Raw genomic sequence first — 23,501 nt, forward strand, 5'->3', positions numbered from 1 at the left:
GTCATGCAATAACAGTACAAGTTATTGTTTTTGCCGATGGGTTCGCGGCAAATTGACGTTCGGTCTTGAATAATTGATGAGTGACCTGATTTTACACAGAAAAAGGTTTATGACTCATTGTCAATCTTTTGGAACCCATTGTCAATATCATTTTAGTCACGGTTGAAAGCAAACTTCATTTGGAAGAACATTCAAACAATCCAAATGAAAAAAGCTAAAGCCCAACTGTTTCTCTTTCTACTCTTTGGAATGGGAATGACCTTTGTTCATGGGCAGATTCAAGGTAAAATAATGGACAGTAATGGTGAACCAGTGCCTTTTGCCAATGTAGTACTCTACCAAACGGTGGATACCACTTTGGTTACAGGGACTATTACTAATGATGAGGGCAATTTTTCCCTACTTCCCGAAAAAGAAGGTGATTTTTTGGTTCGAATCAGCAATCTAGGCTATGCTGATAGCCATACTCCTATCACTGTGAATTCATCATCTGAGGTATACAATTTAGGAACATTATTCCTTGAAGAGGCGTTCAACGAGTTGGATGAGGTGGTTTTGGCTGCAAAGAAAAATATTATTCAACGTACCCCGGAAGGGCAGGTAATCAACGTACAGAGCAGTGTCATGACCAAAGGGAGCAATGCCCTACAGGTTTTGGAACGGGTTCCGGGGGTCATTTTGGACCGACGAAACAATCAATTTACCATGAATGGACAAAGTGGGGTGACGGTCATGTTCAATGGCCGAAGAATGCCGATGTCCATGGAAGATGTTATGGCTCTTTTGGAGAGTACCTTGGCGGACAACATTGAAAAAGTGGAACTGATTACATCGCCCACGGCCAAATACGATGCCGATGGTGGGGCGGGCATCATCAATATTGTGTTCAAAAATGATGTGGATACTGGCGACCAACTCAATTTTAGCGGAAGTCTGGGGTATGGCTATCGTGAAAAGGCCAGTACCTCCTTGAACTATGCATATGGCAGGGAAAATTTTCGGTTTAATCTGGGATATTCGGTATTCCATGACCATGGTAAAAACGGTTTTGAAGGTTCGGGCACCAGTAACAGTCCTATTTTTGATGCCTTCAGCCAGACCGATTTTTCCACCTATTTTGATTACAGCAACAATTCCCACACTATTAATTTAGGTTCGGGGTATCAGTTGGATTCCAAAACGGAGATAGGAGGAGAGCTTTCCCTTTCCTTGGCGAAAAATCACTCCATATCCGATGTGAATAACCGGAGAACCATTGAAGGACAGGATTTTTTTAGATCGCATTTGGTTACCTCGGGAACCACCCAAAAAAACAATCTCATCTCATCGCTTTATGTGACCCGGAAGTTTTCTGAACGCTCAAACATCAATGTGGATATCGGGTACCTCACCTATAAAAATGACAGTCCCGCCTTAACCCAAAGTGAGTATTTTGATGCCAATGACGACCCTGTCGTTCCAGAAAATGAGGTTTTTACGGATGGGAACCGGGGTGCCAGTGAATCCGCCATCCGATTGGGGGTGGCCAAGGTGGATTATGCGCTAAAGATCAGCGACAATTTGGAGACCGAATTTGGAGTTAAGGGTAGCTATTCCACCAATACCAACGACAGCAAAATTGAAACCAATTTCGATGGGGTCTGGGAAGTGGATCCCCGTTCCCAAAGTCGTATTGAAAGCGAGGAAAAATTATGGGCAGCCTATGGACAGTTTCGACTTGCATTGGGTGAAAAATCAAAAATCAATGCAGGTCTACGGTATGAAGATTGGAAACGTACTTTGACCACGGCGGAGGATGACTTCGTCATTCAGCAATTTTTCCCTTCATTTTCGTATCAGTATGCCCTGACTGAAAATCAAAATGTAAACTTTAATTATCATAAGCGTATTAGCAGGCCAGTTTATTCCGATTTGGTCACCAGCTTATATTACAATGACCCCACTGCCATTTTTACGGGGAATCCGCTGTTGAAGCCCAGCATCACGAACACGTTGCAATTGGAGTATGTAAAGAATGGTTTCAGCGCAGGGTTGTCCTATCAAAAAGAGACCAATCCGATTATTCGCTATCAGTTGACTTCCACACCGCAGAACGATATCTTGGTAGTATCGCCCCAAAATGCAGATTACCAAAAAAGTTTGAACTTATTCTTGAACCTTCCCGTGCAATGGGCTCGTTGGGCCAAACTGAATCTGTCCACAACTTCGGCCATCCGGGATTATCACATTTCCTATAACCCAGAGCCTAAGGGAAAAACCTATTTCTACCAAAGTCTGAATTTTACACAAACCTTTCAACTGCCCTGGGAGATGGACATGGAATTTTCGGGATGGTACAATTTTGACCATTATAACGGCACCAACTTCACTGAGGGCTTTGGGATGGTCAATTTTGGCTTGTCCAAACAGTTCAAAAAGAATTGGGGTACATTGCAGTTTAGTGTTACAGACTTATTCAAATCCTTGGATATTGATACGCACATCAGCGGGATGGCCCCCATTGTTTTTGATATTGATACCCGTTCGCGATACCGCGATGAATCTGCATTTACCCGGATTTTTAGGATTACCTATACCCGAAGTTTTGGTGGTAACGGCAACAAATCCTCCCGAAATTTGGAAAAAGAAGAGTTTCGCAGGGTAGATTAGGAGGTCGCTTTTTTCTTTTTGCTCAGCAAACGTTTGATTTCATTGAGCTTCATCAAAGCCTCCACCGGAGTAAGGGTGTCGATGTCCAAATGCAAGATTTCTTCCTTGATTTCTTCTAGTAATGGGTCATCCAGATTAAAGAAGCTGAGCTGCATCTCGTTTTGTGAGGATTGCAATTTGCCTGTCATCTCTTCGCTTGAATGCGACTTTTCCAGCTTTTTAAGGATTTTGTTTGCCTTTTGGATGACCTGTTGGGGCATTCCCGCCATTTTTGCCACATGGATTCCAAAACTATGCTCACTACCACCGGGCACAAGTTTCCTTAGGAAAAGCACGTTATCTTCCAATTCCTTCACCGAAACATTGTAGTTTTTAATCCGCGGAAAGGTCGTGGTCATTTCATTGAGCTCATGGTAATGCGTGGCAAAAAGGGTTTTGGCCCTTGCTGGATGCTCATGCAGGTATTCCGAAATGGCCCACGCAATGGAAATCCCATCATAGGTACTGGTTCCACGACCAATTTCATCCAATAATACCAAACTACGTTCAGAAAGGTTGTTGAGAATGGAGGCCGTTTCGTTCATTTCCACCATAAACGTGGATTCCCCCATAGAAATATTGTCGCTGGCTCCAACCCGGGTAAAAATCTTGTCCACCACTCCAATTTTGGCTTCCGATGCAGGCACCAAACTGCCCATCTGGGCCAAGAGTACAATGAGGGCGGTTTGCCGCAACAAAGCCGATTTACCACTCATATTCGGCCCTGTGATCATGATAATCTGCTGTTCCTCCCGATTCAGAAGTACGTCATTGGTCACATAACTATCGCCCAGGGACAATTGCTTTTCAATCACCGGATGCCGTCCCTCCTTGATGTCCAATTGGGTGGATTCCTCCATTAGAGGTTCCACGTAGTGGTTTTCTTTAGCAAGTTGGGCAAATCCGCAGAGGCAGTCCAATTGAGCAATGAGATAGGCATTTTGTTGTACAGGAGCAATGTATTCCTGCATCCAGACCAACAACTGCTCAAACAATTGCTGTTCCAGCAGGTGAATGCGTTCTTCTGCCCCTAAGATTTTAGCTTCGTATTCCTTAAGCTCTTCGGTAATATAGCGTTCCGCATTGACGAGGGTCTGCTTGCGAATCCAAGTGTCGGGAACTTTGTCTTTATGGGTGTTGCGCACCTCAATATAATAGCCGAACACATTGTTGGAGGCAATTTTGAGCGAGGTGATACCCGTAATTTCAGTTTCGCGCTCCAGCATTTTATCGAGATAATCCTTCCCGGAAAAGGCGAGGTTTCGGAGTTCGTCCAATTCCTCCGAGTAGCCCTCAGCAATGGTGTTGCCTTTGGCAAGGTTGACCGGAGCTTCTTCGTTTAGTGTTTCCTTGATTTTGTTTCGAAGCGCATCGCAGGCATCCAATCGCTCACCGATGGATTGCAACGAAGCATTGGAACTTTCTTGCGCCAATTGCTTAATGGGAATTATCGCTTCCAGTGAATTTTTCAGTTGGATGACTTCCTTCGGGTTGATTTTACCCGTGGCCAGTTTGGAGATAAGTCGCTCCAGGTCGCCCATCTGTTTGATCCAGTGTTGGGTCTTTTCCAATTGCTCGGTTGCATCCTTCAAATAAGAAACCACCTGATGGCGTTGCTGGATTTTTTCGATATTTTTCAACGGAAGCGCCAGCCATCGTTTCAACAACCGCCCGCCCATGGGGGACAGGGTTTTATCAATAATGTCTAGCAGGGTCACTGCATTTTGATGGGGCGAATGGTACAGTTCCAGATTTCGGATGGTAAATCGGTCCATCCACACATATTCCTCTTCGGCAATGCGTTGGATTTTGTTGATATGCTGCAACCGGCTGTGTTGTGTTTCCGACAGATAATGCAGTACCGCTCCTGAAGCGACAATGCCATGCGCTAAATGTTCTATCCCAAACCCTTTTAGGGTTTTGGTGCCAAAATGACTGTTCAAGCTTTCATCGGCATAGTCCTCCTGAAAAATCCAATCCTCTAAAAAGAAGCTATGGAATTGGTTGCCAAAAAGCTCAGTAAATTCTTTTTTATGACTTTTTGAAACCAAGACTTCATTCGGTCCAAAATTTTGGAGCAGCTTGTCCATTTGCTCCGAAGAACCTTCCGAAGTCAAAAATTCACCTGTGGAAATATCCAAGAAGGAAATCCCCAGTTTATTTCGTCCAAAATGGACAGCACACAAAAAGTTATTGCTCTTGGCGGAAAGGATGTCATCATTAAGGGCTACACCAGGTGTTACGAGTTCCGTTACGCCTCGCTTTACAATACTTTTGGTCTGTTTGGGGTCCTCCAATTGATCGCAAATGGCTACCCGCTGACCAGCCTTCACCAATTTGGGCAGGTAAGTGTTGAGGGAGTGATGCGGGAATCCCGCCAGTTCGGTCTTATCGCCCCCATTATTTCGGTGGGTAAGGATGATGCCCAAAATCTTGGCGGCCTTCACGGCATCGTCCCCAAAAGTTTCATAAAAATCCCCAACACGGAACAACAACAAGGCATCAGGATGTTTGGTCTTGATGGCATTGTACTGTTGCATCAACGGGGTTACTTTCTTTGTTTTTTTATTGGCTGCCAAAGCGATTTTATTCTTTTACTTTTGTCCCAAAATGGGAGGAAGACGAATATATCGTTTTCCCCATACACGCAGAACGATTGTTGATATTTTAGGCCCAATGGTTAAAAAAATGAACCGGAAACTGGAAAATAGCGAATTGGAGCGCTTGGATGTGGAGGCATTCAAGCAAACGGATAAATCGCCCATTATTATCGTTTTGGACAACATCCGAAGCTTGAACAATATTGGTTCCGTGTTTCGCACAGCTGATGCCTTTCTGATCCAAAAAATCTATCTCTGCGGCATTGCGGCCACACCACCGCACAAAGACATCCGGAAAACGGCTTTGGGTGCTACGGAAAGTGTGGAATGGGAATACCGAAAGGATACTTTGGAACTTGTTGGGGAACTAAAACAACGTGGTATTCGAACCGTGGCAGTGGAACAGGCCGAAAACGCCATCATGCTCAATGATTTTACGGTTGATACCAAAGAGACCATCGCCTTGATTTTTGGAAATGAGGTAAAAGGCGTTTCCCAAGAAGTGGTCACTGCCAGTGACGTGGTTGTGGAGATTCCCCAGTTTGGAACTAAACATTCGTTGAATATCTCGGTAAGTGCGGGTGTAGTGGTTTGGGACATCTGGACCAAATGCAACCCCAAAAAGTAAAAAAAGCCCTGTAAAAACAGGGCTGGATATATAGTTTGAGTTAGTTAGTTCCTCGATTAGAGGGCTCTAATAAAATAAAACCATTCGTTATATCCAAACATTTTGTGAAAATTCTCTTAAAAATCAGCCAAAATAATAGTGTCTTCCAACTGCTCTAAAATGGTTTCATAATCTTTGGGATTGTTTACAAAATCTAACTCGCTCATATCCAAAATTATACTGTTTTGTTCGGGATGATCCTTGATAAAATCCAGATAACCACGGTTAATTTTCTCCAAATATTCAGGTGGAATCTTTTGTTCGTAATCCCTTCCCCGTTTCTTGATATTTAGCAGCAACCGCTCTGTATTTTGATAGAGATAGAGGTAAATCTCAGGTTTTTTTACCTCTTTGTACATGAAATTGAAAACCTTTCGGTACAAATTAAACTCATCGTTCTGTAAGGTGATCTTCGCAAAAATGAGCGATTTAAAAATGTCGTAATCACTCACCATAAAGTTTTTGAACAGGTCAAACTGTGAGGTGTCATCTGTAAACTGCTGGTAGCGATCCGCTAAAAAGGACATTTCCAACGGAAAGGCATAGCGGGACTGATCTTCATAAAATTTGGGTAGAAAAGGGTTGTCTGCAAAGCGTTCCAATACCAATTTGGCATTAAAATCCTCAGCAATCATTTTGGACAGGGTGGTCTTCCCAGCGCCAATGTTACCCTCAATGGCAATGAACTGTAATTTGGAAAAAAGCTCGGCCCGGTTTCGGAACAGTTTGTATTTGGTCTTTTCCATTTTACTACGATCCTTGCATTCCTGCAATAGATTTCGAATGTCCTTCTGCAGCACAGGGTGATAAAATTGTGGAGCAATATTGGCCAGGGGTTTCAGTACAAAGTTCCGGTGCTGCATTTGCGGGTGGGGAATCTTCAGGTGGGAGAGGTCTATGACTTCCTTCCCATAGAAAATGATGTCTATGTCCAAGGTACGGGATTTAAAGCCTTCGCCCCCGGAACGATCTCTACCAAAATGCCTTTCAATCTCCAAAATCGCCTCCAATAAATCTGTTGGGGAGAGTTTGGTCAAGGTAGCCAAGCAAATGTTGAGAAAATCATCTCCCTCAAACCCCACTGCAGGATTTTCATATACATTGGATACAGACAGAACCTTGCCCACCTTTTTTTCAATACGAAAAATAGCCTTTTGGAGTGTGGCATGCCGATTTCCCAAATTGCTGCCCAGGGAAAGATATACATGTTGAGATTGGCCCATAATGAAAAGGACAAAGTAACAAAACAATGCAACAATGGTTATCTTTGGCACGGAATAAATTTTTATTGGATGAATTTTTTGAGAAACCTTTTGGCCTCCATTTTAGGAAGTTTAATGGCCTTTGGAATACTGGTGGGCATGTTCTTTATTTTCATCGCCTTGGTGAGTAATGTGGATGATGGCGTTGTGGTAAAGCGCAACTCCATCTTGGAGTTTGGTTTTATGCCTGTGGTTGTGGATTATACGGGCAAGGATGATACTGATCCGTTTTTGGGCCTTTGGAACAATGAAATCGGTTTGGACGAAGTTGTCCACGCCATTAGGATTGCCAAAGAGGATTCCAATATTGAGGGTATTAGCCTGACCACCAATTTTTTGCAAGCGGGCATTGCACAGACACGCGAAATACGGGAGGCATTGTTGGATTTTAAATCCTCGGACAAATTTGTGTACGCCTATTCCGATTTTTATTCCCAAAAGGATTATTACCTGGCCAGTGTGGCTGACGAAGTTTACCTAAACCCCGTTGGGGCCATGGACTTTAAAGGACTTTCCACAGAAGTACTCTATTTCAAGGATTTTCAGGAAAAAACCGGGGTGAAGATGGAGGTGATTCGCCATGGAAAATATAAAAGTGCGGTGGAACCTTTCCTTTCCAATACCATGAGTGAAGAAAATCGCTTGCAGATACAAGAATTGATATCCTCTATTTGGAACGTGATTGTTGACGATGTTTCCGCATCTCGCAACATTACACCAGATAATTTGAATGTGATTGCCGATACCCTTGGCGGACGAACACCAAAATATGCCTTGGCATCTGGACTTGTGGATGGAAATTTACATTTTGATGAGTATGAGGACTTGCTTCGGGAAAAGGTATATATTGATCAAAATGAAGATCTTAATTACATTAGGTTTGAGGACTATGCCCTAACCGCCAATCGCCAACGAATTCATACGGGAGTGGATAAAATTGCAGTGATCTATGCCCAAGGTGAAATTTTTTACGGAGAAGGGGGCAAGGATTATATTGGTCAGGGGTTAATGGTGGATGCTTTGCGTAAAGCTAAGGACGATGAAAACATAAAAGCCATTGTATTACGGGTTGATTCTCCTGGAGGGAGCGCTTTGGTTTCGGATATCATCTGGCGTGAAATGGAATTGACCAAGGAAGAAAAACCTGTGGTGGTTTCCTTTGGAAATATGGCAACATCAGGGGGATATTACATTGGTGTTGGGGGAGATAAAATTTTTGCCGAGCCTACCACAATTACCGGGTCTATTGGTGTTTTTGGAACGATTCCCAATGTAAATGAATTGGCAGGGAACATCGGTATCAATGCGGAACAAGTGGGTACCAATAAGAACTCGGTGGATTACTCGCTGTTTGAGCCTATGAGCGATACCTTTAGGAACACTATTGAGGAAGGTATTGAAGAAGCCTACCAGACCTTTTTGGAACGTGTGGCCGCTGGGCGAAACATGAGCGTGGACCAAGTGGATGTCCTTGCCCAAGGAAGGGTATGGAGTGGAGTGGATGCCCAAGCCAATGGCTTGGTGGACGAGTTGGGCAACTTGGACGATGCCATAAACGCAGCCGCTGAAATGGCCGGATTGGACGGGTATAGCATCCGGAAATACCCCAAGTACAAGTCAGATTTTGAACGGTTTATGGAAGATTTGGGTGGTGTAAAATCCAAAATAGGAGAGGAGGCCATTAAGGAACAAATAGGAGCTGAGGCCTATCAGTTGTTCTCCGAGTTCAAACAGTTGTCCAAACAAAAAGGAATACAGGCCAAGATGCCCTTTAGGCTAAACATTAAATAAGGATGACGCAAAACGACAGAAAAAAAGCGTTTTCCATTTATCTGTACATGGGTGCGCTGTTCATCACCTCCTTGGTAGTATCTAATCTCATTTTCCAAAAATTCTTTTATTGGAACCCTTTTGGGGATACCACGGTTTTTGGGGCACCCCTTTTTGAACTTTCCGTGGGGATTTTGCCCTATCCCATCACCTTTTTGATCACGGATCTTATTTCAGAAATCTTTGGAAAGAAAAAGGCCAATCAAGTCGTTACCGCAGGTATTTTTGCCTCATTTTTCTCTATGGGCATTATTCTTTTGGCCAATTACTCACCAGCAATTGCCTCATCACCCGTGGATGATATCACCTTTACCAAGGTATTTGGACTGTCACCGTTGGGCGTACTGGCTTCCATGCTGGCGTATTTGGCCGCACAGTATATCGATATTTCCATCTATCACTTTTGGAAGCGGGTCACCAAGGGGAAAATGCTATGGCTCCGTAACAACTTTTCCACTTTTTCCTCACAATTTGTGGACACCCTTACCGTAGTAAGTCTATTATGTATATTTGGAGTATTACCCTGGGATAAATTCTACGGATTGGTCATCAGTGGTTTTATTTTTAAGATAATTATTGCGCTTCTCGACACCCCATTACTCTATCTTTTCGTATATCTAATACGTAGAAGATTTAACTTAAAAATAGGGGAAGAAATAGCTTTGGATTGACAACTTCTCCTTTAATTTGTTGTAAAACATCTATTTATGAAGAAAAAAGTCCTAAAGATTACTGGAATAACCCTACTTGTACTTATTGCCCTAATTGTTGCGATTCCTTTGTTTCTTCAAGGTAAGATTGAAGAAATCATTAAGAACAAGGTGAACAACAGCATCAATGCCACATTGGATTTTGAGGATGCCAACCTGAGCTTGCTCAAAAGTTTCCCGAATGCCAATGTGGAACTTACGAACCTATCCTTGGTAAATAAAGCTCCTTTTGAGGGAGATACCTTGTTCTCGTCCTCGAATATTGAGCTTGCGATGTCTATCAAAGAGCTTTTTAAATCAGCCGATGAGCCTATTGTGATTCAAAAGTTGAACATTGACCGTGCAAAACTGCACATTTTGGTGGATGAAAACGAAAATGCCAATTACGATATCGCTAAAGCGGATGATGTTGCTACTACGCCTGAAACCACAGAAGAGTCCAGCGACAATTTTACCCTGAACATGGATTCCTATGCCATTACCAATTCAGAAATTATCTACGATGATCGATCTAGCAAGATGCGCTTTTCACTTGACGAAATGAACCATTCCGGAACGGGAGATCTTTCTTTGGAGCAATCGGAATTAAAGACATTGACCGATGCGTTGGTTTCCTTTGAGATGGACAGTACCAAGTATTTGAACAACAATAAGATTTCCTTGGATGCACTCATCGGCATCGACCTGAAAGAGAATAAATACACTTTTTTAGAGAACAAAGCCCTGATCAACCAATTACCTTTGGTATTTGATGGATTTGTGAAGGTCAACGAGGACAATCAAGAAGTGGACATCACTTTTAAAACACCGTCCTCAGATTTCAAGAACTTTTTGGCGGTGATTCCCGAAGCCTATTCCAAAAATATTGAAACGGTGCAGACCACAGGTAATTTTGAGGTCAGTGGTGCGTTTAAAGGAATTGTGGATGATGAACACATTCCAGCCTTTCATATTGCTATCAACTCAGAAAATGCTTCTTTCAAGTATCCGGATCTGCCCAAATCGGTGCAAAATGTGTACATCGACACCGAAATCAACAATACTACCGGAATCACGGAAGATACTTTTGTGGACATCAAACGACTTTCGTTTACCATTGATCAGGATAAATTCAACCTTACCTCCAGAATTCGGGATTTAATGGGCAACACCAAGGTAGATGCGGATATGGATGGACGTATCAATCTGGCCAACATATCAAAAGCGTATCCGGTGCCAGATGATTACAATCTTAAAGGAATTTTGAATGCTGATATCACCACTTCCTTTGACATGGAATCCTTGGAGAAAAAACAGTATCAGAAAACCAAAACCACGGGTAAGGCATCTGTTTCTGGTTTTGAATATGCTTCGGAGGAGATGAAGAATCCAGTGGCCATCAATACGGCGGCGGTCTCTTTTAATCCCAACACGGTTACCCTGGATTCCTTTAAAGGAAAAACAGGAAATACAGACTTCGATGCTAAAGGAACCCTCACCAATTTACTCGGATTCATGTTCAACAATGAAAATGTGGAAGGGAACTTTTCATTGACCTCCAACACTTTTGCATTGAACGATTTTATGATGGAAGAGACTGCTGAAGCAGAAAATGGAGAGGCCCAAACCTCAGGAGGGGAGGAACGCATCAAGATTCCGTCCTTTTTGGATTGCACCATTGAGGCCGCCGCCGGCACGGTGTTGTATGATAATTTAACCTTAAAAAACGTAAAAGGCACCTTGACCATCAAAGATGAAACGGCCACGGTGAAAAACTTGACTTCGGACCTTTTCGGGGGAACTTTGGGACTAACGGGTTCGGTTTCCACGAAAGGGGCAGCCTCTACTTTTGATATGGATCTGGGCATGAGCAATTTTGGAATCAGTGAATCCTTTGCCGCTTTGGAAATGTTCCAAGCCTTGGCTCCGTTGGCCAATGCGCTGCAGGGAAAATTGAATTCCACCGTAAAGATTTCTGGGAATTTGAAGGATGATTTTACACCGAATCTGACCACAATTTCGGGAAATCTCTTAGCCGAACTGCTCTCTACCAAGGTGACCACAGAAAAAGCACCTTTACTTTCCGCATTGGATAGCAAGCTGAACTTTTTGGACACCAAGGACATCAATTTGAATGATTTGAAAACAGCATTGAGTTTTGATAATGGTAAGGTAAGTGTGAAACCATTTACCGTAAAGTATAAGGACATCGCCATTAATGTGGATGGCAGCCACACTTTTGACAAGCAAATGCAGTACAAGGCTACCTTGGACGTCCCAGCCAAATACCTTGGTGCTGAGGTGAACAAGCTTATCGCTCAAATGAATGATGACAGTCTTAAGGACCTTACCATTCCCGTAACTGCAAACATTGGGGGGAATTACACCAATCCTACCGTGACCACGGATTTGACTTCTGGGGTGAAAACCTTAACGACCCAGTTGGTGGAAATCCAAAAACAAAAATTGGTGAACCAAGGTAAGGACAAAGCCAAGGATTTGTTGTCCGATGTGTTTAAAAAGGATGAAAAAGATTCCACCTCCACCAAGTCCGATGGGGTGAAGGAAGCTATCGGTGGTTTGCTGGGAGGAAATAAAGAGAAAGACACTACTGCGACCAAAACCGAAGAAGAGCCTGTGAAAAGTGCTGCTAAGAAAATTCTGGGTGGTTTATTGGGCAAGAAAAAAGATACGGTGAACTAAAAAATTAGAGGTTGTCTGAAAAGATGGTTTTCGTCAACCTGAACTTGTTTCAGGTTCACATAAACTTTTGATTTAAGTGCTATGAGATTCTGAAATGAATTCAGAATGACATGTTTCTGTACTTTTCAGATAGCCTCTTTTTTATTGTTCCAACTCGTTGTTGATAGTCTCCAAAATGGAATTCAAGCTATACATCAAAGGATTGTAATGTTCCGTTTCTGTAGATTGACTTGTAATGATGAACAATAGAATGTTGTTTTCAAAGGCAATGGACTCCAAGGCACCTAAATTACTAACAGGATTTTTGCTCGGGGTAATTCCTAATTTTGTGGACATGCCGGTATGATCCAATATGGTACGGATGCTATAGCCCTCATTCCGAAACACATTGACGGTATTATTGCGTTCTTCGCCAAGCATTTTTTCTTGATTGGCAATATCATCAATGAAAGAAATCCAATTGGTCAGTTGAATCCGCAGGGTGTCGTTGGAAATATCCTTGAGACTACCCGAGTTGATCATTTCATTAAGCAGGGAATTGTTAGGGTTGAAGAAAATATCATACGCAAAAGCAGTAACAAACAATTCGGATAACTTTTCTTCGGAAGGAGGTTCCTGCTTGTCCATGAGGTCAACAATAGTAATAGCGGCTTCATAGCTATCTTTGTTATAACCAATTAATTCTTCGAGTTTTATTTTACTGGTCTCAAATTCTTCCTTTAAACCTTTAAGATAGACCTGCTCTTTTTCTCGTTTGATTCTGTTGTCGTTGGCGTTATCAATGGCCAGAGCAATTAAGATTCCGATGACCACCAGAAAAATTTCACCAATGGCGTAAAGGAGGTAGTTGCTGAATTTTTTTTCGGCAATCAGTTGTTTTCTAACTTTTCTAAAGAGCTTTAACATAAGTGTTCGGTGGTTATTCTAGCTGGTTTTAGGAAACTAATCTAACTATTTTTTGAACATCCCTTTGAATTAAGGCTACTGGTAATCTATGGCCACGGCTGTAATCAAAGCAATAGCAGCAATCAATAAAATGAGTAATGTAGGTTTAAGTGCAAATTTCAACCATTTGTTATAGGGAATATTGCAAAGAGCCAAAACTGCCATCAGCGCGCCGTTGGTGGGTACGATCATATCAGCCATAACAGCACCATATTGATAGGCCAATACACAAACCTGTCGAGAAAGTCCTATCAAATCGGAAAGTGGGACCAAAATAGGCATGGTCAACACCGCTTGCCCCGAGTAACTGGGTACCGGGAAGTGCAAAAATGAATGGGCAACCATCATGGAGACAGCAGAGACCGAAGGCGAAAGGTATTTTAAAGGCCCAAAAAGGCCATATACAATGGTATCCATAATCATACCTTCTTTTAATAGCAATGAAATGCTATTGGCCAACCCTAAAATGATACTGGCAAACATCATTTCCTTAAACCCTTCAATATAGTTTTCTCCAGTACCGTTGACGCCCAGTTTGCCAATAAGACCGGCCACAATACCCAAAGCAAAGAAGGAAGCAGACATCTGGTTAAAGCCCCAATCCAGATAGATGAGGCCGTAGATGACACCACAAAATGTTCCACAGAGCAGCAGCAAAATGATTTTGCTGCTGGTGGTCATGGATTCGTGGGCTGAGGGCATTTTTATTTTCTCAATCCTGTGCTTATTGGCATATCGAATGAGATAGCTTGTCCAAGTCACAAAAACCACCAGTAAGACCACAAGTCTAAACCCACTTCCGGAAAGCAATGGAAGCCCAGCTTCTTTTTGAGCGATCAAGACAGCAAAGGGATTTGATGGGCTAAAAGAGCTCCCAATCACCGTAGACCCATAGCTCATTAAAATGACAGTAAATGTGTTGTACCCTAGACTTTTTCCAAACAAAAGCAAAATGGGAATCATGGCAATGACTTCTTCCTGCATACCAATGGTTACCCCTCCAGCGGTAAAGAGGGCCGAAACTAGGATTAGGGCCAAGGTCTCCTTTCCTTCCAAAACATTTACTAGTTTTACCAATCCTTGGTTAAGTGCCCCCGTTTTTTCTATAACATAAAAACATCCGCCTATCAAAAGGATAAGAACAATGGCATCTGCCCGCCCAATGATTCCCCTTGGGATGGAGAGAATCAAATCCAATACAGAAAGATGTTCTGAAGTGACCGATTGGTAGGAATCGTTAAGGACTTTTGTTGTTCCAGTGACCTCATCAATCAGGCGTTGATAGCTTCCTTGCGGAACAACGTACGTAAGAATCCAGGCAAAAATGATGACAGCAATGAGTATGACGAAAGCATTGGGAAATTTTTTCATCCAGTTTGGTTTTGGTTGGTTATTTAAAAGCAAAGACCTTCCGAGGTCCTTTTTACTGTCAAGACTGGTTTAGGTCTTAATGGATGTCTATCCCTACATAATAGCCTTCACTACCACGAACATTAAAAACCGTATTGTCCTCAAAAATCAAATATTGTCCTTTAATGCCCTTAAGTACCCCTTTGTAACTTGGCGTTTTGCTCAGGTTCAGGCTTTTTACTTTTTCAGGGTATTTCAAAACCGGGAACTCCAAATTGGTCTCCGAATTATCCTCAATAAAATAGTTGGCGGCTTCTTCCGGAATGTAGGGCTTTAGTTTGGCTCTCCATTCAATAAGGTCCAGGTCCTCAATATCATTTTTCAACATTTTTTGCCAACTGGTCTTGTCGCTCACATGATCTTTTAGGGCAACCTCGGTGATTCCGGCCAAATACCGGTTGGGCACTTCCACAATTTCAATGGCCTCGTGGGCACCTTGATCTATCCATCGGGTGGGTACCTGGGATTTTCGGGTTACCCCCACTTTTACATTACTGGAGTTGGCCAAATACACAATATGGGGTTGCAATTGCATTTTCTTTTCAAACTCCAAATCGCGGTCTTCCTTGTCCAAGTGGGCCGTACTCAACTCAGGTTTCATGATCCAATCGCCGGCATGTGGGGTTTCGTAGAAGCAGGTTTTGCAGAACCCCTGTCGATATATTGGTCTGTCTTCCCCGCAATTAAGGCATTGGTATTTGATAAAATCAATTTGGAGTTCCTTGTCCAAGGCTTGGTTCACATTCAGGAAACCGGTGTCAAAGATCAAATAGTACTGGATGGGCTTCCCATTTTCAGTTTGCATCTTGCGCAGGACTCCTTCGTATAGCATATTGGAATGAATGTTTTTATCGATTTGAAAATGAATGCGAGAAAAGCTATTTTAGCTATTGCACCAAACTAAATTCCTTGGTTAAATATACCTAAAATGCCAATACCATTATTCAATTCCATCGCTTCTTGGCTTTTACGGAAGCGATATCATCAAATAGAGCTTTTTCTGAAGTATCCTTTGGACGTTCAGGATGAGGTGTTGCGGCATTTGGTGGATTTTTCAAAGGACACCATGATCGGTAAGCAATATGGCTTTCAGGATAACCCTAAATACGAGGAGTTCCGAAACCGCGTGCCCATAGTAAGCTATGAAGATATTGCACCCTTGATAGAGCGCACCCGCAGGGGCGAGCAGAACCTATTTTGGCCCACGACCATAAAGTGGTTTGCCAAAAGCAGCGGTACCACCAATGCCAAGAGCAAGTTTATTCCTGTGAGCATGGAGGCCTTGGAGGATTGCCATTATAAATCGAGTAAAGATTTGTTGTGCCTATACCTGAACAATAATGAAAATTCCCAATTATTCACGGGAAAAAGTCTTCGATTGGGTGGGAGCAAGGAACTCTACGAGGACAATGGCACTTTTTTTGGCGATCTTTCCGCTATTTTGATTGATAATATGCCGCTTTGGGCGGAATATAGCAGCACCCCTAGCAATAAAGTTTCCTTGATGAGTGAATGGGAGTCCAAATTGGAGGCCATTATTGAGGAGAGCATCCGTGAGAACGTGACCAGTTTGGCTGGAGTTCCCTCTTGGATGTTGGTGTTATTGAACCAAGTATTGGAAAAAACCGGAAAGAACCACCTTTTTGAGATTTGGGAAAATTTGGAGGTGTATTTTCATGGGGGAGTGAGTTTTACGCCGTATAAGAATCAATATAAAAAGTTGCTGCCCAGAAAACGGTTCAATTATTACGAGACCTATAATGCTTCGGAAGGTTTTTTTGGAATTCAGGATAGGAATGATTCCGATGAATTATTATTGATGTTGGATTACGGTATTTTTTATGAATTTATCCCCATGGATTCCCAAGGGGGTGAAAAAGATGCTATCCCACTTTGGGAAGTGCAGACCGGAGTCAACTATGCCATGGTAATAACCACCAACGCTGGATTGTGGCGATACAAAATTGGGGATACCATTCGCTTTACCTCAAAAAACCCCTATCGAATTCGCATTACGGGCAGGACCAAGCACCATATCAATGTATTTGGTGAGGAGTTGATTATTGAAAATGCCGAGGAGGCCTTAAAACAGATATGCCAGAAGACCGATTCCGAAATCATGGATTATACGGCTGCACCCATTTTTATGAACGGAAGCGAAAAGGGCGGGCATGAGTGGATCATTGAATTTAGGAAACCACCAGAAGACGTGGCATATTTTACGGAATTTTTGGACAATGCGCTAAAATCGCTCAATTCTGATTATGAGGCCAAACGTTATAACAACATTACCCTAAGAATGCCCAAAGTACATGTAGCACGAAAGAATCTTTTTCACGACTGGTTAAAATCCAAGAACAAATTAGGGGGGCAGCATAAGATCCCAAGATTGTCCAACAATCGGGACTATATCGATGAGCTGCTTCAAATGAATTAACTGCAGTTAGTGTATTGTTTACACCTTAAAAATCAGTCATTTATAAAGACTAATACGCAACTTGTACATTTAAATCACGTTTTACGAAAACGTTTTCGTAAGTTTGAACGTTTTATCGAACAAACGTTTCCTTTAAACAAAAAAAAGTGGTGATTCTATCATTATTACTGAAATTTCCCTTATCAAATCTTTTATATAAACACTAAACCAATAACATGATGGCAGAAAGACTAGTTGTTATCTCAGACATGTGGGGAACCAAAAGAGGCCTTTGGATAGCGTCTTATTTTGGGTACTTGCAACAGTACTATGACATTGTTTTTTACGATTGTCAACAATTGGGGGACATAGATGTTCCCGTATCCACGGAAGAAAACGTCCACAAGGCCTTTGTGGAAGGAGGAATTGATACCGCAGTGGCCCATTTGCTCAAAAAAGAATCGGTACCCAGCCACTATTTGGCTTTTAGCACAGGAGGAACCATAGCATACAAGGCTGCTTTGAAAGGTTTGCCCATGAAATCCCTGACGGCTATTTCGGCCACCAGAATACGGTTGGAAGACCAAAAGCCAAAAACATCATTAAACTTGATTTATGGCGAGTTGGATGAATTCAAACCGGATGCCAAGTGGTCAAAATCCTTGGGTGTGGACCTTACCATTATCCCAAATTTTGGACATCACTTGTACTCTGATGAGAAAATCATCTCCCAAGTTAGTTTGGGACTATTGGAGCAGGTGACCAAAAAGGCAGTTTAAGGTTTAGGATACTACGATACTACCTTTAATTTTTTGATGGTCTCATAGGAGAGTTTTTCCTCGGCATAAGCCTTGGTGACCTTGAATTCATTTTCATCACTACTAGGGAGTTCATACATGGCGTCCGTGAAAACAGCCTCACAGAGTGAGCGAAGTCCACGAGCTCCCAGTTTATACTCCACGGCCTTTTCAACAATATAGTTCAAAGCCTGCTCTGTAATGGTAAAGGTGATGTCGTCCATGGCAAAAAGCTTTTCATACTGCTTAATGATGGCATTTTTAGGCTCGGTGAGGATGGCGCGCAACGTCTTGGCATCCAATGGATCCATGTGCGTAAGCACAGGAAGCCTACCAATGATTTCTGGAATAAGCCCAAATTCCTTTAGGTCTTTTGGGATAATATATTGAAGGATGTTCTGGTTATCCAATTTATCCTCGGCTTTGGATGCAGCATAGCCCACGGCCTGCATGTTCAAACGTTTGGTGATGATACGTTCAATACCGTCAAAGGCGCCCCCGGCCACAAAAAGAATATTTTCTGTGTTGACCTCGATGAATTTTTGATCGGGGTGCTTACGTCCCCCTTTTGGTGGAACATTCACGGTGGTTCCCTCCAACAATTTAAGAAGACCTTGTTGAACCCCTTCACCGGAAACATCACGGGTTATGGATGGGTTATCGCTTTTGCGGGCAATCTTGTCAATTTCATCAATAAAAACAATCCCTCTTTCCGCTTTCTCCAAATTGTAGTCGGCGGCTTGTAGCAATCGGGTCAGGATACTTTCCACATCCTCTCCTACATAACCTGCTTCGGTGAGCACAGTGGCATCCACAATGGCCAAAGGAACATTGAGCATTCGAGCTATGGTTTTGGCAATCAGAGTCTTTCCTGTTCCTGTTTGCCCAACCATTATAATGTTGCTTTTTTGAATCTCTACATCGTCTTCCTTGCTTTTGGGCTGCAAAAGTCTTTTGTAATGATTGTACACTGCAACGGACATCACTTTTTTGGTGCGTTCCTGTCCGATTACGAAAGTGTCCAGAAAATCCCTGATCTCTATGGGTTTCTTGAGTACCAACTCTGAAGAAAGATCTTGATTTTTAGATTGTTTGGACTCTTCAGCAACAATGCTATGGGCTTGTTCAATACATCTGTCACAGATATGGGCATCAAGACCTGCAATCAATAAATTGGTCTCTGGCTTTTTTCTCCCACAAAATGAACATTCCAAGTTTTCCTTTGCCATATATCTCTAGCTCATGATTCAACCACTAATAACGTAAAAAAAATGAATTTGTTCTAATTCAAGTAGTTGATATGTAATTAATTGTAATTGTTTTACGATTTTTCCCTGACCAAAATTTCATCGATCATACCATATTTTTTGGCCTCTTCTGCCTTCATCCAGTAATCACGGTCACTGTCATCGTACACTTTGTCGTAAGATTGACCCGAATGTTTCGATATGATCTGATATAATTCCTCTTTGATCTTAATGACCTCTTTGGCAGCAATTTCTATATCACTGGCCTGGCCTTGCGCTCCAGAAAGAGGTTGGTGGATCATCACCCGTGAATGGGTCAGTCCACTTCGTTTTCCCTTTTCCCCAGCGCAAAGCAATACCGCGGCCATAGAGGCTGCAATACCGGTACAGATAGTGGCCACATCGGGTTTTATGAACTGCATAGTATCATAAATGCCTAATCCGGCATACACACTCCCCCCTGGAGAGTTAATGTATATTTGGATGTCCTTTGTGGCATCGGAACTTTCCAGAAACAATAATTGGGCCTGTACAATGTTGGCTACCTGGTCATTGATGCCCGTTCCCAAAAAGATAATGCGATCCATCATCAATCTGGAAAAAACATCCATGGCTATGGCGTTCAACTGTCTTTCCTCAATAATATTGGGGGTCATGTTCATGGGATACATGGTACTCATGATCTTATCATAGTACATGCTGTTTATGCCATGGTGCTGGGTAGCATATTTTTTGAATTCTTTACCGTAATCCATAGGATTTCTCTCAATTTTTCTTAAAAAAAAGGTGCCGAAAAATTAGCTTTTCGGCACCGTAAAGATACTTAATATTTCTTTTGGCCCAAGACTAGCTATATGCCTCTTTGACAAAGTCATCATAAGTGACCTCTTTTACCTTAAGATTGGCCTTCTCTTTGTAAAGGTCCAACAGTTTTTGGCTCATCAATTGTTCCGATAGTCTTTTTACCTCATCTTGATTGCCCAAAACCCGTGTGGCAATGTTTTCCAGTTCTTCTTCTTGTGGATCCATGTGGCCATATTGGGCCATTTGGGATTTGATGAAACCTTTGGCAAACTCCTTCAATTCATCAAATTGTACCTGAAGGTTGTTTTCTTGGATGATTTTACCTTCAATAAGTTGGTAACGAAGTCCTTTTTCTGATTTTTCATACTCTTCTTTGGCCTCATCCTCAGAAAGTACATTTTCACCACTGATCTGAATCCATTTTTTCAAGAATTCAGCTGGAAGCTCAAATTTGGTATCATCAATAAGTTTTTCTGTGATATCGTTCAACAATTTCTGGTCGGATTGTTGCTCAAACTGTTTTTCGGAATCTTCCTTGATGCGATCTTTCAATTCTTTTTCTGAAGTTACCTTGCCTTCGCCAAAAAGCTTGTCAAACAATTCTTGGTCCAGTTTGGCAGGCTCCCTTTCATTGATTTCCTCAATGGTGAACGTTACATCGATATTCAACTTGTCCGCCTTGTCACGGGCAATTCCCAAAGCACTGGACAAAAGATAGTCTTCTTTAAAAAGACCTTTTGTGGAAAGGGTAACGGAGTCTCCCACTTTTTTTCCAACTAGGGCATCAACGGCCTTTTTGCTTTTAACATTGCTGATCTCAATGGTGGTCTTGTGGTCAATATCCTCTTCTTCATTGGCAAAGAAACCAGTTACTTCGTCTTTTTTGCCAACTTCCTCTTTCGAAACCAGTTTGCCATATTGTTTTTGGATGCGTTCCACTTGCTCCTCAATCATTTTTTTGTCGGCTACAATTTTATATTGGGTAACCGCTTTCTTGGTCTTCAAGTTAACATCAAAGTCGGGTGCCAATCCCAATTCAAACTCAAAGTCCAGATTTTCGTTGTCCCAATCAAAGTTTTCCTGTTGTTTGGGTAGTGGATTGCCAAGAACGTCCAATTTTTCCTCGGTAAGGTATTTGTTCAGATTGTCCTGCAATAGTTTGTTCACCTCATCCACCAAAACAGCTTTTCCATACTGTTTTTTGATAAGCCCCATGGGTACTTGGCCTTTCCGGAATCCTGGGATATTGGCCTGTTTTCTATAGTCTTTCAGGATTTTTTCTACTTTGTCCTGATAGTCCTCTTTACTGATGGCGACTTTTACAACTGCATTAAGATCGTCAATCTGTTCTTTAGTAATGTTCATCTCCTACCTAATTTGCTATTCAAAAATGGGTGGCAAAAGTAATGCATTTTTGGTTTGGCAGCAACTTTTTAAAGCGTTGAATGTCAAACTAAAATACATTCTAGACATCTTCCTTTAGAATTGAATGCAAGATGGACTGTAAAAAGGACAGCAAAAGACTAAAAATTAGGGCCCACCAGATGTTTACTACCTGAAAGCCATCAATGACATTAGCGGCAATAAGTATGATGACTGCATTAATAATCAATAGAAAGAGCCCAAGGGTAACAATGGTTATGGGAAGGGTTAAGATTACCAAGATTGGTTTTACAATGAAGTTGAGGAGGCTCAATACCACCGCAACTATAATAGCTGTGACCATGGAATCCACACCAACCCCTGGAAGGATGTAGGATAGCACAACAACGGCAAGTGCGTTCAGTAGAAGTCTTAAGATCAGTTTCATAAAGTGATGTTTTAGATTTTTTAAAATAAAAAAAGCACCGTTGCAAACGGTGCCTTTAAGATAATGAAATAAAACGTTGTTTAGTTAATGTACAGCCCAGTATAATCCAAGGGGTTTACCCCAGGTAAATTGGAACCGTATTTTTCGTTTATGGCCTTAATAAAGGCGTTGGCAAGTATGGCATAACCTCTTGGTGAGGGGTGCACACCATCTAGCGAGAATCCACCTCCAGTGGCAAAAGTTGCGGTGACTATGCTTCCATCAGCTTGTTGAAAACCATCTGTTTTTAATTCGTTCAACAATGCATTGGCATCAACGAAAGCCAAATCATAAGCCGTTGCCAAGCCAGCAATGGTCTGATTGTAGGCGGCCAACGCATTTTCAACAAGTTCTTGCTCATCTGGGGTCAACACCCATTTATCGGCCAGTGGAACTGCAACCCCGTTTATGGAAGTTGGGTCTGCAGGATTGGCCAAAGTACCGATAAAGGTACGTGATGTCAATACCAATAAATCTTCTTCAGTAGCTTGTCGCATATTGATCAGTCCGGGGTCAACCCCTGTTAAATCGGTTAAATCCTCATCCAAAATAACAACAGCGTTTCCTTCTCCCGGGGAAAAGGAAATGGTTCTTTTTGCCACTTCATCAGCGGTAATGAGACTAAAACTTTGTGCAAGGAGCAAACCTTGATTGTAGGCATTGTAGGCACCGTTCAAAAGCGTAGCGGTAGCCTCATCCAAGGGAACAGGATTGTGTGGAACCGTTGTAAAATAGGGTATATCCGTTACGTTTGGCAAATTGGCGATAACGCCATCTGCCCCGTTGGCGGTCATAGCTTGGAGTATAGCATCAAGTGAGCCTGCAAAAACCATGGGGTCTGTAAGATCATTTCTGGCATAGCTGCTTGGGTCTAGGTTTCCGGTCTGGTCCGTTCCTGTGCCACCTCCAGTGGCATAGAGAAGGACATCGTTCGCGCCCGTCCAAAGCGAGAAAAATGTAGGACTTTGGGCAACAGCATCTCCAATTACAGTAGCGCTTTCTGAGGAAGAAAAGCGTACAAAGTATGGGTTAGCGGCTCCTACGGCCAAACCTGCCAAGCTACCATAGCCAGGTGCCAGAAGCTCGTAACTTTTGGAACCTGGAACGCCCATATTGTTAAAAGACCCTGAGAGTTTGTTGGTAATTTCAGTGCTTCCCTGTCCTGCCACAGGGACCGGAGCGGGTCCAGCGGCAAAGGATAAAATCAATCGGTTGCCGATATCCGGAGAGCCATCCATGTTGGCGTCTGTTTCGCCACCAATGGTTGCTCCACCCAGATTATCCGCCATATAGGGGATTTCAAATGCACCTCCGCCCACCAGCGCAAAATTAGCCGCCAGCATATTGGGAAAAGAGGCCTCTTGGCCTGCTCTAAAAAGGGCATTGTCTGAAAAGCCTGCCGTTAGGGAGTTTCCTACGGCAACATAATTTGAGAAATCTGCTGTTCCTGCAGTGTATTCAATGGGGTCTGGTGTGTCGTCAATTGGGGTAGTATCTTCTTCACATGCAATCAAGAATAGGCCTAAAAAGGGAAGTAAGGCATACAACTTTTTCATATCCAAAATCTGTTTTGAGTTAGTTCATGATTAAAACT

At 42.5% G+C, this 23,501-nt stretch carries 17 protein-coding genes; 7 read left to right on the plus strand and 10 right to left on the minus strand.

The window, feature by feature from the left end:
• Positions 1-204 precede the first annotated feature (204 nt).
• Entirely contained in the window at positions 205-2,649 is a 2,445-nt protein-coding gene (locus tag FG28_RS10430; RefSeq protein WP_036382564.1) for an outer membrane beta-barrel family protein, read from the plus strand.
• Here FG28_RS10430 and mutS read toward each other — a convergent pair.
• Complete coding sequence (gene mutS, locus FG28_RS10435; protein ID WP_036386472.1) at positions 2,646-5,228, minus strand: DNA mismatch repair protein MutS; 2,583 nt, start codon at positions 5,226-5,228, stop codon at positions 2,646-2,648. The two genes, FG28_RS10430 and mutS, sit on opposite strands and share 4 nt — an antisense overlap.
• Before the next feature lie 148 nt (positions 5,229-5,376).
• On the opposite strand from mutS, the gene FG28_RS10440 reads away from it, so the two are divergent.
• Complete coding sequence (locus tag FG28_RS10440) at positions 5,377-5,916, plus strand: RNA methyltransferase (protein ID WP_036386473.1); 540 nt, start codon at positions 5,377-5,379, stop codon at positions 5,914-5,916.
• Between the two features lie 116 nt (positions 5,917-6,032).
• Here FG28_RS10440 and folK read toward each other — a convergent pair whose 3' ends face one another.
• The gene (folK, locus tag FG28_RS10445) at positions 6,033-7,178 is read right to left on the minus strand and encodes a 2-amino-4-hydroxy-6-hydroxymethyldihydropteridine diphosphokinase (protein WP_036382566.1); all 1,146 of its coding nucleotides are present in this window, start codon (positions 7,176-7,178) and stop codon (positions 6,033-6,035) included.
• A 69-nt stretch (positions 7,179-7,247) separates the two neighbouring features.
• Between folK and sppA the strand changes: the two genes are divergently transcribed.
• Genes sppA through FG28_RS10460 form a run of 3 tightly spaced genes read left to right on the plus strand, consistent with a single transcriptional unit; the run spans position 7,248 to position 12,439 of the window.
• On the plus strand, positions 7,248-9,008 hold the full coding sequence (gene sppA / locus FG28_RS10450; RefSeq protein WP_036386474.1) for a signal peptide peptidase SppA: 1,761 nt from the start codon (positions 7,248-7,250) through the stop codon (positions 9,006-9,008).
• 2 nt (positions 9,009-9,010) lie between these two features.
• A complete protein-coding gene (locus FG28_RS10455) occupies positions 9,011-9,718 on the plus strand; it encodes a queuosine precursor transporter (RefSeq protein WP_036382568.1) in 708 nt (235 codons plus the stop codon).
• A gap of 36 nt (positions 9,719-9,754) precedes the next feature.
• Positions 9,755-12,439 (plus strand): AsmA family protein, encoded by a 2,685-nt coding sequence (locus FG28_RS10460; RefSeq protein ID WP_036382570.1) that lies wholly within the window; start codon positions 9,755-9,757, stop codon positions 12,437-12,439.
• 141 nt (positions 12,440-12,580) lie between these two features.
• Here the strand turns inward: FG28_RS10460 and FG28_RS10465 are convergent, their stop codons facing one another.
• The 3 genes from FG28_RS10465 to FG28_RS10475 form a co-directional block, all read right to left on the minus strand.
• Positions 12,581-13,345 carry a DUF6090 family protein gene (locus tag FG28_RS10465; protein WP_036382572.1) on the minus strand — a complete coding sequence of 255 codons (765 nt, stop codon included), beginning with the start codon at positions 13,343-13,345 and terminating at the stop codon, positions 12,581-12,583.
• Positions 13,346-13,420: 75 nt separating this feature from the next.
• Entirely contained in the window at positions 13,421-14,755 is a 1,335-nt protein-coding gene (locus FG28_RS10470; RefSeq protein WP_036382574.1) for a YfcC family protein, read from the minus strand.
• Between the two features lie 76 nt (positions 14,756-14,831).
• Entirely contained in the window at positions 14,832-15,626 is a 795-nt protein-coding gene (locus tag FG28_RS10475; RefSeq protein WP_036382575.1) for a DUF2797 domain-containing protein, read from the minus strand.
• Positions 15,627-15,722: 96 nt separating this feature from the next.
• Here FG28_RS10475 and FG28_RS10480 point away from each other — a divergent pair, with 96 nt between their 5' ends.
• Positions 15,723-17,231 carry a GH3 auxin-responsive promoter family protein gene (locus FG28_RS10480; protein ID WP_036382578.1) on the plus strand — a complete coding sequence of 503 codons (1,509 nt, stop codon included), beginning with the start codon at positions 15,723-15,725 and terminating at the stop codon, positions 17,229-17,231.
• A 218-nt stretch (positions 17,232-17,449) separates the two neighbouring features.
• On the plus strand, positions 17,450-17,989 hold the full coding sequence (locus FG28_RS10485; protein WP_036386475.1) for a hypothetical protein: 540 nt from the start codon (positions 17,450-17,452) through the stop codon (positions 17,987-17,989).
• Between the two features lie 11 nt (positions 17,990-18,000).
• Here FG28_RS10485 and clpX read toward each other — a convergent pair whose 3' ends face one another.
• The 5 genes from clpX to FG28_RS10510 form a co-directional block, all read right to left on the minus strand.
• Positions 18,001-19,236, minus strand: a complete 1,236-nt coding sequence (gene clpX, locus FG28_RS10490; protein ID WP_036382580.1) for an ATP-dependent Clp protease ATP-binding subunit ClpX — start codon at positions 19,234-19,236, stop codon at positions 18,001-18,003.
• A 92-nt stretch (positions 19,237-19,328) separates the two neighbouring features.
• Positions 19,329-20,009 carry an ATP-dependent Clp endopeptidase proteolytic subunit ClpP gene (gene clpP / locus FG28_RS10495; RefSeq protein WP_036382582.1) on the minus strand — a complete coding sequence of 227 codons (681 nt, stop codon included), beginning with the start codon at positions 20,007-20,009 and terminating at the stop codon, positions 19,329-19,331.
• A gap of 91 nt (positions 20,010-20,100) precedes the next feature.
• Entirely contained in the window at positions 20,101-21,423 is a 1,323-nt protein-coding gene (gene tig / locus FG28_RS10500; RefSeq protein ID WP_036382584.1) for a trigger factor, read from the minus strand.
• A 100-nt stretch (positions 21,424-21,523) separates the two neighbouring features.
• Entirely contained in the window at positions 21,524-21,868 is a 345-nt protein-coding gene (locus FG28_RS10505; RefSeq protein ID WP_036382586.1) for a phage holin family protein, read from the minus strand.
• Positions 21,869-21,948: 80 nt separating this feature from the next.
• Positions 21,949-23,463: a lipase gene (locus tag FG28_RS10510; protein WP_036382588.1), complete on the minus strand. Its 1,515-nt coding sequence runs from the start codon at positions 23,461-23,463 to the stop codon at positions 21,949-21,951.
• Between the last annotated feature and the right edge of the window lie 38 nt (positions 23,464-23,501).

It is taken from the genome of Muricauda sp. MAR_2010_75 (genome assembly GCF_000745185.1).
GTDB lineage: Bacteria > Bacteroidota > Bacteroidia > Flavobacteriales > Flavobacteriaceae > Flagellimonas.

Coding starts and splice junctions, on each gene's coding strand:
- FG28_RS10430 (WP_036382564.1), top strand. CDS start 205: ATGAAAAAAGCTAAAGCCCAACTGTTTCTCTTTCTACTCTTTGGAATG.
- mutS (WP_036386472.1), bottom strand. CDS start 5,228: ATGCAACAGTACAATGCCATCAAGACCAAACATCCTGATGCCTTGTTG.
- FG28_RS10440 (WP_036386473.1), top strand. CDS start 5,377: ATGAACCGGAAACTGGAAAATAGCGAATTGGAGCGCTTGGATGTGGAG.
- folK (WP_036382566.1), bottom strand. CDS start 7,178: ATGGGCCAATCTCAACATGTATATCTTTCCCTGGGCAGCAATTTGGGA.
- sppA (WP_036386474.1), top strand. CDS start 7,248: ATGAATTTTTTGAGAAACCTTTTGGCCTCCATTTTAGGAAGTTTAATG.
- FG28_RS10455 (WP_036382568.1), top strand. CDS start 9,011: ATGACGCAAAACGACAGAAAAAAAGCGTTTTCCATTTATCTGTACATG.
- FG28_RS10460 (WP_036382570.1), top strand. CDS start 9,755: ATGAAGAAAAAAGTCCTAAAGATTACTGGAATAACCCTACTTGTACTT.
- FG28_RS10465 (WP_036382572.1), bottom strand. CDS start 13,345: ATGTTAAAGCTCTTTAGAAAAGTTAGAAAACAACTGATTGCCGAAAAA.
- FG28_RS10470 (WP_036382574.1), bottom strand. CDS start 14,755: ATGAAAAAATTTCCCAATGCTTTCGTCATACTCATTGCTGTCATCATT.
- FG28_RS10475 (WP_036382575.1), bottom strand. CDS start 15,626: ATGCTATACGAAGGAGTCCTGCGCAAGATGCAAACTGAAAATGGGAAG.
- FG28_RS10480 (WP_036382578.1), top strand. CDS start 15,723: ATGCCAATACCATTATTCAATTCCATCGCTTCTTGGCTTTTACGGAAG.
- FG28_RS10485 (WP_036386475.1), top strand. CDS start 17,450: ATGGCAGAAAGACTAGTTGTTATCTCAGACATGTGGGGAACCAAAAGA.
- clpX (WP_036382580.1), bottom strand. CDS start 19,236: ATGGCAAAGGAAAACTTGGAATGTTCATTTTGTGGGAGAAAAAAGCCA.
- clpP (WP_036382582.1), bottom strand. CDS start 20,009: ATGGATTACGGTAAAGAATTCAAAAAATATGCTACCCAGCACCATGGC.
- tig (WP_036382584.1), bottom strand. CDS start 21,423: ATGAACATTACTAAAGAACAGATTGACGATCTTAATGCAGTTGTAAAA.
- FG28_RS10505 (WP_036382586.1), bottom strand. CDS start 21,868: ATGAAACTGATCTTAAGACTTCTACTGAACGCACTTGCCGTTGTTGTG.
- FG28_RS10510 (WP_036382588.1), bottom strand. CDS start 23,463: ATGAAAAAGTTGTATGCCTTACTTCCCTTTTTAGGCCTATTCTTGATT.